Below are 15,725 nucleotides of genomic sequence, written 5' to 3' on the forward strand. Positions count from 1 at the left end.
GCGGGTCTAGGGGACCCAGCCGGCCTCGGTGGCGATGCGGATGGCGTCGACGCGGTTGCGGGCGTTGAGCTTCATGACGATGGTCGTCAGGTAGTTGCGCACCGTGCCGGCGGACAGGTGGAGGCCGGCGGCGATCTCGGGGGCCTCGGCGCCCTTGGCGGCCATGCGCAGCACCTGCAGCTCGCGTTCCGACAGCGGGTTGTCGCCCACGTCCCAGGCGCTCAGGGCGAGCTGGGGGTCGATGACGCGCTTGCCGGCGGCCACGTTGCGCACCGCCTCCGCGAGCTGGTCGGCGGGGGCGTCCTTGAGCAGGAACCCCGACACCTGGGCGGCGAGCGCGCGGCGCACGGTGCCCGGCCGGCCGAGGCTGGTGAGGATGAGCGTGCGGCACGACGGCAGCTGCTGCCGCAGCAGTTCGGCCGCGGTCAGGCCGTCGACGACCGGCAGGTCGATGTCGATGATCGCCACATCGGGCCGATGCTCCATGGCGGCCGACACGATCGCGTCACCCCGGTCGAGCTGTGCCACGACGGTCAGATCGGGCTCGAGTTCGAGCAGGGCCACGAGCGCTCCACGCACCATGTGGACGTCCTCCGCCAGGAGGATCTTCAGGGTGCGCACTAACAGCTCCCGCTTTCCGTAGGCACCCGCCGCTTCCCTTCGTTGATCTCCAGGACAACCCTATGTGCCCGGCCCCGGAAACGTAAGCGACGGTCCTGTTTGACTTCACCTTCGCACAAAGGTGAACGGCGAGAGTTCGGGCACTCCCGCCGTTCAGGTCAAGCGGCTGGTCAAAGCGGTCGAGCGACTGGAAATCGGTCAATCGGTCAGCCAGCGCACCTCGCCGATCGAAAGGACCGTCCGGCCCTCGGTGTAGAGCATGAAGGGCACGTCCACGTGGCGAAGGTCCACGCCGGCGCGTTCGAGGTCGGCCAGCGGCACCTCCAGGGTGGTCCAGGTCCCCGCCGGCAGCGCGCGCAGGGAGGGGGCGAGGTCCAGCCCGGGCTGGGCCGGGTAGTCGTCGTGACAGCCGAGGTACACCGGCAGGTCCGGGGCCTCGACGACCTGCACGTCGAAGGCGATGCGCCCGCCGGCCTCGCGGTAGCCGCGCAGGTCCCGCGGCCGCTGCTGGGGGTCCTGCGCGTAGACGAAGGCCACGTACCCCATGAACCGCAGCGACACCGCGGACGTGCCGCCCGGCCCGGGGACGGGCTCGGCCCGCACCACCAGCGTCTCGGTGGGCCGGTCGAAGGAGATGTCCTCCCGCGACCAGGTGTTGTGCCCGCCGATGCGCAGCCGGTACGCCCCGCCCGCGCGGGCTCCGGCCACCTCCAGCGGCCCGGCGACCGGGGGAGCGGGCGGCGGCGGGGGCTCCTGGTCCAGCGGCAGCTCGCCGGGGTCGGCGGCCGTGCCCGTGTCGCGCAGGGACAGTCCGAAGCCGTAGGGGAACAGCGGCTCGTGCTCGCCCTCGGGGGACAGCTCCTCCGCCGGCACCTGGTACCCCGGGATGTGCGGCGGGACGCGGTTGACGCTCATCGACCGCTTCCTGCGCGGCCAGCTGAAGGTGAGCCGCCCCTGGAAGTCGTGGGCCGGCGCGCCGTCCGGCCCGGCGAACAGCACGTCGGTGATCCCCACACCCTCGGTGCCGGGCAGCCAGGCCACCACGAACGCGTCGGACAGGTTGATCTCCTCGGTGACGTACAGCGGGCGCCCGGTGAACATGACCGTCACCACGCGCACCCCGGCCTCGCGGAGCCGGCGCAGCGTCGCGAGGTCGCGGGCGTAGGACTGCTTGAGCCTGGCGTACTCCAGCGTCCCCCACGGCTTGATCGTGCCGCGCATCTCGGCGTAGGCGTCCTCGCCGATCGCCACCACGGCCACGTCGAACGCGGCCGGGTCGGCGTGCTCCAGGTAGGGGTCCACCTGGCAGCGGTCCTCGCCGGTGACCGAGGCCACGGCCGCGGCGAGCGTCGTCGCGCCGGGCAGGTCCGACAGGGTCACCTCGTTGCCCTGCCAGCTCAGGGTCCAGCCGCCGGCCTGCTTCCTGATGTCGTCGGCTGCGCTGCCGGCGACCAGCACCCGCGACGCCGGGGACAGCGGCAGCGTGCCGCCCGCGTTCTTCAGCAGCACCAGCGACTTGCGCACCGCCTCGCGGGCGAGCGCGCGGTGGTCGTGGTGGCCGAGCACCGACGCCTCGCCGGCCAGCGACCGCTCGCGCGGGCGCGGCTTGTCCCACAGTCCGGCCCGCATCTTGACGCGCAGCACCCGCCGCACCGCGTCGTCGACGCGCTCCATGGGGATGACGCCGGACAGGACCTGCTCGCGGGCGTTGCGCCACACCGACCGCCAGGCCTCCCGCCCGGCCACCATGAGCACGTCCAGCCCGGCGTTGATCGCGTACCCGGCGTCGCCGACGGTGCAGCCGGCCACCTCGGCGTGCGCGTCCCAGTCGCTGATCACGATGCCGTCGAAGCCCATCGCGCCCTTGAGGACGTCGGTCAGCAGGTACCGGCTGCCGCAGATCTTGTGGTTGTAGGCGACCGGGCGCCCGGGGGTGTGGTCGTAGTTGGCCGGTCCCGACCAGCCGCTGAAGGACGCCATGACCGCCTGCGCGCCGGCCTCGATGGCGGAGATGAACCCCATCGCGTGGATGTTGCGCAGCACGTCCTCCTCGCAGCGGGCCGTGCCCCGGTCGACGCCCTCGAAGGTGGCGCCGTCGGCGACCCAGTGCTTGATGGTGGAGATGACGTGCGCGTCGGTGGCCAGCCCGTCCGTGCCGCCCTGCAACCCGCTCACCATCTCGCGCGCGTAGGCGTACACGACCTCCGGGTCCTCGGAGTAGCCCTCGTAGTAGCGCCCCCAGCGGCGGTCCCTGGGAGTGGCGACGGTCGGGGCGAAGGTCCAGTCCATCCCGGTCGCGGCGATCTCACGGGCGGTGGCCTCGCCGATCCTGCGCACCAGGCCGGGGTCGCGCGCGGCGCCCAGGCCGATGTTGTGCGGGAAGATCGTCGCCCCGTACACGTTGTTGTGGCCGTGCACCGCGTCGGTGGCCCACATGAACGGTACGCGGAAGGGACGGTCGGCGTACCCCTCCTCGACGGCCTCCCAGAACGCGTCGACGGTCTCGACCCATTCCTTGACGTCGGCGTGCCGGTTCCCGCCCGGCCAGATGCCGGCGCCGTTCAGCGCCGAGCCGATCTTGTACTCGCGGGCGTCCTCCAGGGTCAGCTCGGCCAGCTCGGGCTGGATCATCTGGCCGAGCTTCTCCTCCAGCGTCATCTGCGCCAGGATGCCCTCGACGCGCTCCTCGACCCGCGGGTCGGCCGCGAACGCCGATGCCACGCGCGGCCACTCGGGGAAGTAGGGCAGCCCGGCCGCGGGCGCCCCGGCGCCGTCCCGCCCCGTCCCGCCGGCGGCGGCGTCCTCGGCGTCCTCGGTGGTCCGGTTCTCCGGCTGGCCGGTCACGCGTCCTCCTCGGACTCGTCGATCCAGAAGTCCTCGGTGCGCTTGGCTCGCAGGCGCGCGAGGAACGGCTCGGGCACCACGGTGCGGGTCTGCGCCGGGGAGAACAGCGTCACCTGGGTGCGGTGCTCCTCCAGTGCGTCCAGCTTGCGGGCCACCCACGGCGCGATGTCCACGCTCACCAGCCGCTCGGTGGGGGACGGCTCGCGCTCGGGCTCGGCGCGGTTGGCGAACGCGAACGCGGCCTCGGTGTCCTCGTCCCACACCACGTACTTGCGCAGCCGCGGCGACAGGCCGAGCCCGGCCAGGCAGCCGGTCACGCCCTCGCCGGTCAGCCGGTGGTCGGCGTTCAGTTCGCGCACGTCGTGCGGCAGGTACACCTCGGCCACGTCCCTGTGCCCGGCCAGCAGGCGCGTCACCTGGGCGCGGAAGGCGTCCATCGACGCGGCGAGCCGGGTGTCGGTGTGGCCCAGCCAGACCACGTTCTCGGCCGGCACGCCGAGCGCCTTGGCGGCCGACTCGGCCTCCTTGCGCCGGATGACCGCCAGTTCGGCGGGCGTGGGGTCGGACTCGATGCCGAGGACGGCGCTGTGCGAGCGCGACCCGTCGGTGGAGAACACGATGAGGACGCGGGCGCCCGCGGCGGCCTTGGCCGCGATGACGCCGCCGCAGGCGATGACCTCGTCGTCGGGGTGCGGGGCGAAGACGATGACCTTCTCGCCCGCCGCCGGCTCAGCGCGCATGCTCCACCACCTTGGCCAGCGCCCGCTCGCGCGCGGCTCGCGCCCGCGCGCTGACGATCTCCGCCTGCTCCAGCAGGGGCAGCTTCGGGTGGACGGTCCCCGCCGGCTCCGGCGCCGCCGCGCCGGCCAGGTACTCCTCGCAGGAGGGCAGGCCGCGTTCACGGACCAGGTCGTTGATCAGGAAGAAGTGGTTGCCGACGACCAGGCGCGTGATCGGGGTGTCGTGCTTCTGGGCGATGTACTCGTAGTTGCCGAGCGCGCCGCCGACGTTGGCGTCGTAGTCCTTCTCGTGCGGGTGGTGGATGGCCGCGGCCTCGCGGTTGAGCACGAACCTGGCGCCGCCGCGGTGCAGCCGGTAGCCGATCTCGACGTCCTCCCCGCCCCAGCGGCTGAACCACTCGTCGAACCCGCCGATCTCGCGCAGCAGATCGGTGGACGCCGAGACGTCGCAGGTCCAGTAGACGACCCAGGGGACCGGCTCGTCGGCGAAGTCGTCGCCGTAGATTGAGTAGAAGTCCTCGCGGATGTCCAGCCACTGCCCCTTGTCGCGCAGCATGGCGATGGTGGCGTCGGGGTCGTCGACGTCGATGACGCGCAGCATCTGCGCGCCGTCCTCGTTGCCCTCGTTGAAGCAGTAGACGTAGCCGACCACGGCCACCGGGCCCGGCCAGGCCGCGTGGCTGGCCAGGTGGGCCACAAGGCAGCCGGAGGCGAGCAGGACGCCGGAATCGACGAAGACGCAGACCTCGCCCCGGGCGTTCGCGATGCCCACGTTGCGGGCCTTGGCCACCCGGTAGCCGCGGTCCTCCTGGTAGAAGTAGCGCACGTCGAGACGGTCCTTGAACGACTCCACCACGGCCGCGGTGTCGTCGCTCGACCCGTCGTCGACCACCAGCACCTCGAAGTCCGCGGGGGAGAGGGTCTGCCGTACGAGGGAGTTGAGGGTGTGGGCGAGCAACTCGGCCCGGTTGTACGTCGGGATGATCACACTGCACGTGGGCGTGCTTTTCATGCTTTTCTCCTAAGGATGACGGAGAGGAGCGCTCCGGCGGACAGGACGGCGCAGGCCCAGAAGACGTTGGTGAAGCCCACGTACTGGGCGACGATCCCGGCGACGACCCCGCCGAGGAAGATGCCCGCCTTGAACGCGCTGGAGTACAGGGAGGAGGCGACGCCGGGACGGTCGGGCATCGAGTCCTGCAGGATGGTCACCGGGATGCTGAGCGCGATGGCCGTCCAGATGGCGTTGGGCACCTGCAGCAGCAGCAGCGCCGGCTTGGAGGTCGCGAACGGCATGGCGGCGAAGAACAGGGTGGCGCAGATGGCGGCTCCCATGACCACCCGCCAGTGGCCGATGCGGTCCGCCTTCGCGCCGATGTACATGATCGCGGGAACCTCCAGCGCCGAGCCGAGCCCGAGGACCAGCCCGGTGAACCCCTCGTCCATGCCGAGGTCCTTGGTGATGTAGAGCGCGATGTCGAACTGGTACATGGCGTTGACGGCCAGCAGCAGCACGATCGTGACCAGCAGCGCCTTCACCTTCGGGGTCAGCCCCGCGAACGGGTTGCGCGTCCTGCGCTCCGGTTCCGCGGTCACGGCCGCCCCGCCGGAGCCGCCGGTCCCGGCGTCGGCGTCGGCGATGAGGGAGGCGGTGCTGTCCGCGTCCGGGGCGGGCCGCCGGTCGGTGTTGGGCAGCCCCACGAAGCAGATCACCCCGCCGATGGCGTAGAGCACGGCGGCGACCCCGTACAGCGTCTCGAACCCGCGGGTGGCGATCAGCGCGAACGCCAGCGGCGGGCCGGCGATCCAGGCCAGCGAGGTCACCGCCCGCAGCGCCGAGTTGAAGAACGTCACGCCGTGGCCGCGGGTCTCGGCCAGCTCGCGGGTGTAGGCGAACATCTGCGGGAAGGTGGCGCCGCCGAGCCCGAACATCACCGCGGAGGAGGCCAGCAGCAGCCAGTACTCGCGCATGAACAGGTAGCACAGCGCGCCCCCGGCCGCGAACATGGCGCACACGCCCAGCACGATCCTGCGGTTGCCGATGCGGTCCGACAGAACCCCGACCGACAGGTCGGTGGCGATCTCGGCGATCGCCCGCCCGGCGACGAACGCCCCGATCATCAGCGGCGTGGCGCGCACGGCGTCGGCCAGGAAGAGGCTGACGGTGGGGACCACCATCGCGCCCCCCACCCCGATGGCGGCGGTGGCGGCCGCGAGGCGGGTGACCGCGCCGTCCCTGAAGATGCGCAGGCCGCTGCTCTTCGTCGAATACACATCGTCTCCTTGGGGGGTGAGGGCGGGACTAGCCGGCGTCCGGCCCGGGACGCGCCCGCAGGGACGCCGTCCCCGCGGCGGGCAGTGGGGGATCGCCCTGCAGCCGCTGGCGGTAGGGCAGCCACGGGGCGACACGGCGCGCCGGCGGCACCTCCAGCGCCCCGGCGTGCTCGGCCGCGCCGATCTGGCCGGACGCCAGCAGAGCGTCCAGCGCCGGCCGGGGCAGCCAGGCGAGGAGCCGCAGTTTGAGGCCGGGAAGGTCGAACAGCTCGTCGCAGGGCGCCGGACGGTCGGTCTGCGCGCCCGGCCGAAGGTTCGCCGGGTCGACGACCCCCGACACCAGCCGCCAGTAGTCGGCGAACTGGGTGGCGGGGTCGGGCAGCGCGCCGCTGTCCAGGCCGATGCGGACGGTCTCCAGCCAGCAGTCGTAGTAGCGGCGCTCGTGCAGCGCGCCCATGTGGCGCTCGCACCAGGCGGCCATCTCCTCCCGGCCCGGCAGCTCGGCCTTGCCCGACAGCACGGCGAGCGCCCATCCGGCGATGGCCTCGAAGTACGGGCAGGCCGTGCCGAACGCGTCGGTGTCCACCGGGGTGTTGACCACCACCAGGGACGGGTCCCGGTACCAGAAGAAGTGCTCGTACAGCTCCCGGCGGTCGAAGCCCTCGACGAACCCGTAGTCGGGCATCTGGTACCCCAGGCACAGGATCACCGCGTCGTACCGGCCCCACGTCCCGTCCGCGAAGACGACGCGGCCGTCGGCGGCGAAGCGGTCGAACGCCGCGCGGGCCCCCACCTCGCCGCGGTGCACGTGCGGCACGATCTTCTCGTTGACGTGCACGGCGCCGTGGAATCCGGTCTCCGGCAGCAGACCCGTGTCCCGGTACATGGCCATGTACTCCGGCATCAGCCGCGACAGCCACGCCAGGTAGCCGTCGTAGGGCATCTCCTCCAGGGCGACCCGGCCGATGTAGGAGAACAGCATGTCGTTGGCCAGGCCGCCGCAGTCGCGGGGCAGGAACAGCGCCTTGCGGCGCACCGCCCAGTCGACCGCCGCCGCCTCGCCGACCAGCTCCGAGGCGATGTCGGCGCCGCTCACCCCGCCGCCGGCCACCAGCACGCGAAGGCCGCGGAAGGCGTCCGGGCGGCGGTAGTCCTTGGCGGTCAGCACGCGGACGCCGTGCGGCGCCTCGCCGGCGGCGGGCGGCACCCTGGGCCGCCACAGCTCGCCGTTGGCGACCATGACCGCGTCGAACCGGGCGGTGACCGGCACGCCACGGCACTCGGCCGTGACGTGCCAGTCGCCCTCGCCGCCGGCCACCCGGGTCACCTCGTGCCCGAACCGGATGACCGGCCACACCCCGAACCGCTCGGCGTATCCGCGCAGGTACGCGTGCACCTCGGGGACGGTCAGGAAGTCGCCGCCCTGCCGCGGGGCGAAGTCGGAGAACGGGAAGCCGGACCGCGAGGTCTGCATCCTGACGCCCTCGTAGGCGCCGAGCGACGCCGGATTCCAGATGCCTCCCACGTCGTCGTGCTTCTCGAACACCACGACGTCATGTCCCGCCTCCAGCGCCTGCTTGGCGCTGGTGAGGCCCGCGGGCCCCGCTCCGATCACCGCGATGCGCATTCCCGCCGCCTAGATGAAGGGGTCGAAGTCGTCGAGGAGCTCCACCGGCCGGCCACGGCCGGGCATCGCGGCGATCTCCAGGTTGGTCTGGTGCCGCGCGCAGTGGAACCGGCAGTCGGTGCTCGGGTCGACGACGGTGGTGTCGGCCTTGGCCCACAGCTCGGCGAAGGACGACTCGTTGATGTCGCCGAGCCTGGCCTTGTCGTTGCCCCGGTGGTAGGGGCAGACGAACACGCCGTTCGGCGTCACGGTCGTGCGCAGTTCGGCCACGTGGCAGGTGCGGTAGTCCTTGGGCTGCACCGGGTCCAGGTCGTGGCGCACCGTCTCCCAGTTGGAGGAGCCGAGCAGGTGGAACGAGCCGTCCTCCAGCTCGCGCAGCCGGGCGATCTGCTCCTCGACCAGGGCGACGTCGGCGGGCGTCTGGTTGACGGTGAAGTGGTCGTCGTCGAGCATCGCCTTCAGCTCGAAGTAGTCGCAGCCGAGGTCCTTGGCGAGCTTCCCGGCCGTGTACACCTCGTGGTAGTTGGTGTCGACCACGGCGCCCGCGGCGTCGCGGCGCTGCATCAGCAGGAAGGAGTACCCGAGCGCGCCGCGCTTGCGCTCGGCCAGCGCCCGCAGGTTGTCCACGATGAGCGGGAAGACGCTGGTCTTGCGGCGGCTCGGCCGGAACTTGTCGTAGGTCTCCATCGTGCCGGCGTCCATCGACACCCGCACCCAGGACACCATCTCGGCGAGCTGGTCGATGTAGCGGGCGATGAGCGTGCCGTTGGTGACCAGACCGACCTGGATGCCGGCCTCGTACAGGATGGTGATGATCGTCCCGATCGACCGGTGCATCAGCGGCTCGCCGCCGCCGATGAGGATCACCGCCTTGACGCTGGAGGCGGCCAGTTCGTGCGCCAGCTCGACGATGCGGTCGCGCGAGAGCTGGCCCTTGTGCAGCACCCCGGCGCTGATGCACTCGGGGCAGGCCAGGTCGCACAGGGTGGTCGGGTCCAGGTCGACCACCAGGGGGGAGCCGAGCCTGCGCCCGTGCGCGACCTCCGCGGCGCTCGGGTACACCGACCGCTGGTACAGCTTGCCGGCCAGGTCGAGGTTGCGGTCGATCCGGTCGGTGCCCAGGGTCCGTTCGGATCTGCCGGCGGCCGACAGGTCGTGGATGAGGGTCATGCCGCCTCCACCGCCGCGGAGTCGCTGTGCTCGGCGCGCTCGGTGAACTCGTGGGCGAAGCGGTCGATGCGCCCGATGGGCTCCTCGGGCTTCCAGCTCAGCGGCGGGATGTGCGCGTTGGTCAGCTCGCCGTCCTCGCGCAGCGCCGACGCCGGGGGGTGGCGCAGGTGCAGCAGCGGGTCGTCGTAGCTGTCGTAGGCGTTGGCGAAGTCGAAGCGGTAGTTGAAGTCGATGTCCTCGCCGCCCCAGCCCTCGTACCGCTCGTCCATGCCGTCGATGCGGTGGAAGGCGCTGGTGCGCACCCACAGCGAGCAGCCCGGCCCGCGGCGCAGCGTGTAGCCGCGCAGCCGGTCCAGATCAGGCTGGCCGGCGCGGTCCCACAGCCGCTCCTTGATCGCCCTCTGGCTGGAGGGGGTGTCCAGGCACAGCATGTTGCGGTAGGTGAGGTGGCCCATCGTGCCGGGCCGCTCGAACCGGGTCGCGTTGCGCTCGACGAACTCGCGGTCGGCGAGCACGTCGGCGTCCAGGATGGAGATGACCTCCGAGTGGCCGGGGGAGTGCACCACGCCGACGTTGACCACCCACGACTTGTTGAAGGTGCTCGCCTTGGGGGCGAACAGGTAGTTGTCGGCGTAGGGCTCGATGACGTCGCGCCAGCGCGGGAAGGAGTCGGACTCCACCACCGTGACCTGGTAGCGCTCGCGGGGGAAGGACTGGTCGCGCAGCGACTGCAGGCAGGCCAGCAGGTTGCGCAGGCGGGCGCCGCCGGTGTCGCGGTCGCGGAAGGGCACGACGATGAGCACCTCGGGGTCGGCGCCGGCCGGCAGCCCGGGCCCCGGCGGCAGGGTGCGCAGCTCTTCGACGGTGACCACGCTCTCCTTGGCCGTGTAGGCGGCGCCCACATGGTGGCCCAGGCGGTTGTTGCACTCCGACCGCCACGCCAGGTCGAAGATGCGGTCCAGTCCCGGTCCCTGCGCTTCGGGCGCCTTCAGGGCCTCGCGCAGGGCGGCGTACCGGCCGGCGTCGGACGGGTCGGCGATCAGGGCGCGTCCGAGCTCCCGGACGGCGGGGTCCTCGGCGTCGCGCACGGCCTCCACCACCGCTCCGGTGAACGGGCGCGCGCACTCCCAGTAGTAAAGGCCCGACTGGGGCGCGTCCGGGTCGAGGGCAACCGCGATGGAGTCCACGACGGCGGTGGCGAGAGTATCGAGATCCGACGGTCGCAAGGTGGGCATCGGAGCTCCTTCCGGTTAAGGGGGACATACGGGGGCGGCGCCGTTTGCCAAGACGAAGGTACGAAAGGCGGCGGTGCCGGGTTAATGGCCGGCGCTACTCCATTGGCGCCCGGCGTTACTCAATTCGCGGACCGGCCGCCCGGAACCCCCGGGCGGGTCCGTCCCGGGGGTGGCGCCGCGTCCAGGTGACGGTCGGCGGGACCTCAGTCGAGGCCGCCCGACCCGGTGATCATTCCGGCGCCCACCGTGGCGTTGGTCGCCTCGTCGATGAGGATGACCCCGCCGGTGAGCCGGTTGCGCGAGTAGGGGTCGCAGAACAGCGGGCGGGTGACCCGCAGGCTCACCCTGCCGATCTCGTTGCGGCGCAGGACGCCGGCGTCCTGGTCGCGGTGCAGCGTGTGCACGTCGAGCCGGTAGTGCAGGTCGCGGACCTGCGCCCGCGCGGTGCGGGTGGTGTGCTTGACGGTCAGCGTGGACTGCGGCCGCATCGGCTGGTCGCCCATCCAGCACACCATCAGGTCGACGTCCTGGGTGACCGACGGCGCGTTGCGGGGACGGCAGAGCATGTCGCCGCGGGAGATGTCGATGTCGTCGGCCAGCCGCAGCGTCACCGACATCGGCGGGAACGCCTCCGCCACCGGCCCGTCGAGGGTGTCGATGGCGGTGACCCGGGTGGTCAGCCCGGACGGCAGGTGCAGCACCTCGTCTCCGGGCCGCAGCGTGCCGCCCGCGAGCTGGCCCGCGTAGCCCCGGTAGTCGCGGTGGTCGCCGGTCTGCGGCCTGATCACGTACTGCACGGGGAAGCGCAGGTCGACCAGGTTGCGGTCGGAGGCGATGTGCACGGTCTCCAGCAGGTGCAGCAGCGAGCCGCCCTCGTGCCAGGGCATCTCCGGCGATCGGGCGACCACGTTGTCGCCGTTCAGCGCCGAGATGGGCACGAAGGTCACGTCGGAGGCGGTGAGCTTGGCGGCGAACGCCGTGAACTCGTCCTTGATGCGCTCGAAGACCTCCTGGCTGTAACCGACCAGGTCCATCTTGTTGACGCACACCACGATGTGCGGCACGCCGAGCAGGCTGAGCAGGACGGCGTGCCTGCGGCTCTGCTCCAGCACGCCCTTGGTCGCGTCGACCAGGACGATGGCCAGGTCGGCGGTGGAGGCCCCGGTCACCATGTTGCGGGTGTACTGCACGTGGCCGGGGGTGTCGGCGATGATGAACTTGCGCTTGGGCGTGGCGAAGTAGCGGTAGGCCACGTCGATGGTGATGCCCTGCTCCCGCTCGGCCCGCAGGCCGTCGGTGAGCAGCGCCAGGTCGATGCGGTCGTTCCCGCGGGCCAGGCTGACGCGTTCGACCGCGTCGAGCTGGTCCTCGAAGATCGATTTGGAGTCGTACAGCAGGCGGCCGACGAGCGTGCTCTTGCCGTCGTCGACCGAGCCGGCCGTCGCGAACCGGAGGATGTCCATGGTCATAGTGGCTCGATTCGCCGAGTCGGAAGTGGCCGTGGTCATGGAGGGTTCATGGCGGGGTCACGGCGGGGTCGTGGCTGGGGCGTGGCGGGCGCGCGGCGCGCCGCGGGGCGGCGGCCCGGAGGCGGTCGCCGGCGCGGCCCGCCGCCGGCGTACGAGGGTCAGAAGTAGCCCTCGCGTTTGCGGTCCTCCATCGCCGCCTCGCTCGCGCGGTCGTCGGCCCGGGTGGCCCCGCGCTCGGTGGTCCTGGCGACCGCGATCTCCTTGATGATCGAGTCCACGTCGGAGGCGGCGGAGGAGACCGCCCCCGTGCACGTCATGTCGCCCACCGTGCGGAAGCGCACCGTCGTCCGGTACACCGGCTCGTCCGGGCCGGGCGACAGGTACGGGTTCTCGGCGAGCAGCATGCCGTCGCGCTCGAAGACCCGCCGGGCGTGGGCGAAGTAGATGGAGGGCACCTCCAGCCGTTCGCGCTCGATGTACTGCCACACGTCCAGCTCGGTCCAGTTGGACAGCGGGAACACCCGGATGTGCTCGCCCTTGCGGATGCGGGTGTTGAACAGGTTCCACAGCTCGGGCCGCTGGTTCTTGGGGTCCCACTGGCCGAACTCGTCGCGGAAGGAGAAGACGCGCTCCTTGGCCCGCGCCTTGTCCTCGTCCCTGCGGGCGCCGCCGAACACCGCGTCGAACCGGTGCTCGGCGATGGTGTCCAGCAGCGTCGTGGTCTGCAGCCGGTTGCGGCTGGGCCACCGCCCGCCCGGCTCGGCCACCCGGCCGGCGTCGATGGAAGCCTGCACCGAGCCCACCACCAGCCGCATGCCGAGCTCGTCCACCCGCCGGTCGCGGAAGTCCAGCACCTCGGGGAAGTTGTGTCCGGTGTCGACGTGCACCGCGGGGAAGGGGATCGGCGCCGGCCAGAACGCCTTCTCCGCCAGGCGCAGCAGGACGATGGAGTCCTTGCCGCCGGAGAACAGCAGGGCGGGGCGCTCGAACTCGGCGGCGACCTCGCGGAAGACGTGGATCGCCTCCGACTCCAGCGCGTCGAGCTGCCCGAGCTGGTAGTCCATCACCGCCGCCCTCATCCCAGCCCCCGCGTGTTGCCGCCGTCGGCGACCAGCACCGTGCCGGTGACGAACCGCGCCTGCTCACTGGCGAGGAACGCCGCCAGAGCCCCGAAATCGTCCGGATCGCCGACCGTGCCGAGCGGGATCTCCGCGGTGATCTCCTTGAGCGCGGTCTCCTTGTCGTGGGCCAGGCGGGCGTCCAGGAAGGTCTCGAACGCGGGCGTGCGGTGGCACCCGGGCGCCAGCACGTTCACCGTGACGCCGCTCGCGCCCAGGGTGTGCACCAGGCCCTTGGCGAAGCCCAGCAGGCCGAGGCGGGCGGTCGCCGACAGGGCGGTGCCCGGCAGCGGCTGGCGCACCGCCTCGGAGGTGATCAGCAGGACGCGGCCCCAGCCGGCGGTCTTCAGGTGCGGCAGCGCGGCCAGCGCCAGCGCCACGTGCGGGAGCATGGAGGAGTCCATCGCCTCCCGGTACTGGTCAGGGGTGAAGGCGTCGGCCCGGCCGTGCGGCACCCCGCCGGAGTTGGTCACCACCACGTGCAGCGCGCCGAACGCGGCGACGGTGCGCTCCACCCAGCCGGCCACCGCGCCGTCGTGGCGCAGGTCCACCGCGGTGCTCAGCACCCGCCCGGGACCGGCGGCGTCGACCTCGGCGTGCGCGGCGGCCAGGCGCTCGGGGTCGCGGGCGGCGATGGACACGTGCGCGCCCTCGGCGGCGAGCGCGCGCGCCACGCCGAGGCCGAGCCCGCTGCTCGCCGCCGCGACCAGGGCGACCCGCCCGGTCAGTCCGAGGTCCATCTCAGGCTCTCCTTTCCGATCGGGGTGCGGCGGCCCGGCACCTGCACCGGGTAGCCGTAACGGGGCAGCAGCGGCAGGGCCAGAGCGGTCGCCGTCACCGTGTGGCGGGCCGGCAGGTCGGTGCGCCACCGCTCGTCCGGGCGGATCGCCACCGCGCCCTGACGCAGCCGGTCGGGGTTGCCGGTGACGGTGTGGTTGCCGCCCAGGTGGACGGTCCCGCCGGCGTCGACCGGCGTCGCGTCGTCCAGCCCGGCGAACCGGATGACCCGCTCGACCACCTCGGCCGGGGCCGCGCACAGGTCCTCGTGGCGCACCCGCAGGTAGCGGTCGCCGGCGGCGGAGCCGACCAGCTCGGAGGCCACGTTGAACCCCGTCCAGTAGGCGGTGCTGGCCGCCGGGCTCATGGGGGAGATGTACTGCTTGCTCTTGTGGTACGAAAGGGCGGTGGCGCGCGGGTCGCGCACGACGTGCAGCACCCGCACGTCCAGGTCGTCGCGCCCCAGCAGAGCCGCGGCCTCGGCCGGGTACTTGGAGCCGTCGACCACCAGCCGCTCGCCGCCCCGGGCGGCCAGCTCGCGGTAGAGCCCGGCCATCCGGTCGAGCACGGCCGCCACCCGGGCCGGGGCGGGCCGGCCCGACCGCGTCTCGGCCAGCCGGGCCCGCGTGTGCCGGGTGCGCAGCAGCCGCCGCTGGGCGGCCGTCATGCCGCGCGCCGCGGCCGCGAGGTCCTGCTCGCCGGTGGAGGCGAGGACCGCCGACCACAGGGAGCAGGCCCGAACCTGCTCCCCGCAGCCGCAGACCGAGTTCGTACCCGCCCGCAGCACCCCGTTCTGCCACAGATAGTGCAGCTCGCCCGCGTGAAGCACCCCCGGAAGCTCGTTGAGCACGTTCCCCAGGAGGGTGCTGCCGCTGCGCAGCCAGCCGGTGATGTACAGGACTCTGGGTCGGTCTGTCATCGTGGGTGAACCTCCGGTCGCATCAGGGGCGGGACAGCAGCAGGAAGTGCTGGGGCAGGTGCACGGCCAGGCCGACCCGGGCGTGCGCCCTGACCACGTCCTCGCCCTCGGGCCCGGCGTTCCTGCGCAGTGACAGGGACGACACGCCCGGGTCGAGCAGCGTGACCGCGGCGCGGAAGTCGCCGAGCAGCGCCTTGCCGCGCGGCATCATGCGGGTGCGGGCCACCTTGATGCCCACCTCGGTGAGCTTGCTCAGGGTGCCGTCCTGCACCAGCCGCCAGTACAGGGACGGGTGGGCGACGATGCCGTCGCAGGAGCCGCCGGTGTCCTCCACGCGTGCGGCGGCGGCGGTCAGGTCCGCGCAGACGTCGTCGCCGAGTTCGCCGGTGCGCACCTCGGGCAGGGTCAGCAGGCCGCTGATCCTTCCGTCGGCGGTGCCGTGCAGCAGCGACTCGTTCTCCACCACGCCCAAGCGGACCAGCACGCGGTAGTCGACGAACGCGGCCAGCAGGGCGGGCTCGTCCAGCAGGCCCTTCGGCAGCGGGACGTCGATCACCAGGTCGGTCAGCTCGGCGTGCTGGACGCTCGGCCCGAACGCCGACTCCGGCGTGCTGGCGTAGGTGTTGCCGGGCACGTCCCGGCCCGCCTGGGGGGCCTCGCGGACGTAGGCGGAGGGCCGGTCGCTCACGCTGGCCACCTTCAGCAGGTGGCGGACGGTGTAGCGCGGGCGGGTGGCGAACAACGGGAACGCCGCCGGCAGGTAGCCGTGGATCGGGACGACGGTGTCGCCGTCCTCCCGGCCGCGCGAGACGCTCCAGGCGAACTCCTCGCCGGGGCTGCGCCTGGTCAGCGCCGGGTCGGCGAGGGTCTGGCGGGTCACCTCGAGGGCGGTGGCGCTGCTGTGGGTTGTCGTTGTCATGTCGCTCCCTGG

The 15,725-nt window shown here is 72.4% G+C and carries 13 protein-coding genes; all 13 read right to left on the reverse strand.

Annotated elements, in window-relative coordinates; translation table 11 throughout:
* Positions 1 to 6: 6 nt before the first annotated feature.
* Complete coding sequence (locus ABZU32_RS32320; protein ID WP_354928127.1) at positions 7 to 621, reverse strand: response regulator transcription factor; 615 nt, start codon at positions 619 to 621, stop codon at positions 7 to 9.
* A gap of 198 nt (positions 622 to 819) precedes the next feature.
* The gene (locus ABZU32_RS32325; protein ID WP_354928130.1) at positions 820 to 3,465 is read right to left on the reverse strand and encodes a glycoside hydrolase family 3 N-terminal domain-containing protein; all 2,646 of its coding nucleotides are present in this window, start codon (positions 3,463 to 3,465) and stop codon (positions 820 to 822) included.
* Positions 3,462 to 4,205 (reverse strand): PIG-L deacetylase family protein, encoded by a 744-nt coding sequence (locus ABZU32_RS32330; protein ID WP_354928133.1) that lies wholly within the window; start codon positions 4,203 to 4,205, stop codon positions 3,462 to 3,464. Before ABZU32_RS32330 ends, ABZU32_RS32325 begins: the two co-directional genes overlap by 4 nt.
* Positions 4,195 to 5,217, reverse strand: a complete 1,023-nt coding sequence (locus tag ABZU32_RS32335; RefSeq protein WP_354928136.1) for a glycosyltransferase — start codon at positions 5,215 to 5,217, stop codon at positions 4,195 to 4,197. The genes ABZU32_RS32330 and ABZU32_RS32335 overlap by 11 nt, the downstream gene beginning before the upstream one ends.
* Complete coding sequence (locus tag ABZU32_RS32340) at positions 5,214 to 6,479, reverse strand: sugar efflux transporter (protein ID WP_354928139.1); 1,266 nt, start codon at positions 6,477 to 6,479, stop codon at positions 5,214 to 5,216. The genes ABZU32_RS32335 and ABZU32_RS32340 overlap by 4 nt, the downstream gene beginning before the upstream one ends.
* A gap of 28 nt (positions 6,480 to 6,507) precedes the next feature.
* On the reverse strand, positions 6,508 to 8,106 hold the full coding sequence (locus tag ABZU32_RS32345) for an NAD(P)/FAD-dependent oxidoreductase (protein ID WP_354928142.1): 1,599 nt from the start codon (positions 8,104 to 8,106) through the stop codon (positions 6,508 to 6,510).
* Positions 8,107 to 8,115: 9 nt separating this feature from the next.
* A complete protein-coding gene (locus ABZU32_RS32350) occupies positions 8,116 to 9,276 on the reverse strand; it encodes a radical SAM protein (protein WP_354835639.1) in 1,161 nt (386 codons plus the stop codon).
* A complete protein-coding gene (locus ABZU32_RS32355; RefSeq protein WP_354928145.1) occupies positions 9,273 to 10,511 on the reverse strand; it encodes a glycosyltransferase in 1,239 nt (412 codons plus the stop codon). The genes ABZU32_RS32350 and ABZU32_RS32355 overlap by 4 nt, the downstream gene beginning before the upstream one ends.
* 203 nt (positions 10,512 to 10,714) lie before the next feature.
* Positions 10,715 to 11,980, reverse strand: coding sequence for a GTP-binding protein (locus ABZU32_RS32360; RefSeq protein ID WP_354835635.1), 1,266 nt, complete (start codon positions 11,978 to 11,980; stop codon positions 10,715 to 10,717).
* A 158-nt stretch (positions 11,981 to 12,138) separates the two neighbouring features.
* Positions 12,139 to 13,044, reverse strand: coding sequence for a sulfate adenylyltransferase subunit CysD (gene cysD / locus ABZU32_RS32365; protein WP_354835632.1), 906 nt, complete (start codon positions 13,042 to 13,044; stop codon positions 12,139 to 12,141).
* A gap of 11 nt (positions 13,045 to 13,055) precedes the next feature.
* Positions 13,056 to 13,838, reverse strand: a complete 783-nt coding sequence (locus ABZU32_RS32370; RefSeq protein WP_354835630.1) for an SDR family oxidoreductase — start codon at positions 13,836 to 13,838, stop codon at positions 13,056 to 13,058.
* Complete coding sequence (locus ABZU32_RS32375; RefSeq protein ID WP_354835628.1) at positions 13,823 to 14,794, reverse strand: sulfotransferase; 972 nt, start codon at positions 14,792 to 14,794, stop codon at positions 13,823 to 13,825. The genes ABZU32_RS32370 and ABZU32_RS32375 overlap by 16 nt, the downstream gene beginning before the upstream one ends.
* Positions 14,795 to 14,816: 22 nt before the next feature.
* Complete coding sequence (locus tag ABZU32_RS32380; RefSeq protein ID WP_354928148.1) at positions 14,817 to 15,713, reverse strand: family 3 encapsulin nanocompartment shell protein; 897 nt, start codon at positions 15,711 to 15,713, stop codon at positions 14,817 to 14,819.
* Positions 15,714 to 15,725: the final 12 nt, after the last annotated feature.

Origin of the sequence: Sphaerisporangium sp. NPDC005288, from assembly GCF_040607475.1 — a bacterium.
GTDB lineage: Bacteria > Actinomycetota > Actinomycetes > Streptosporangiales > Streptosporangiaceae > Sphaerisporangium > Sphaerisporangium rhizosphaerae.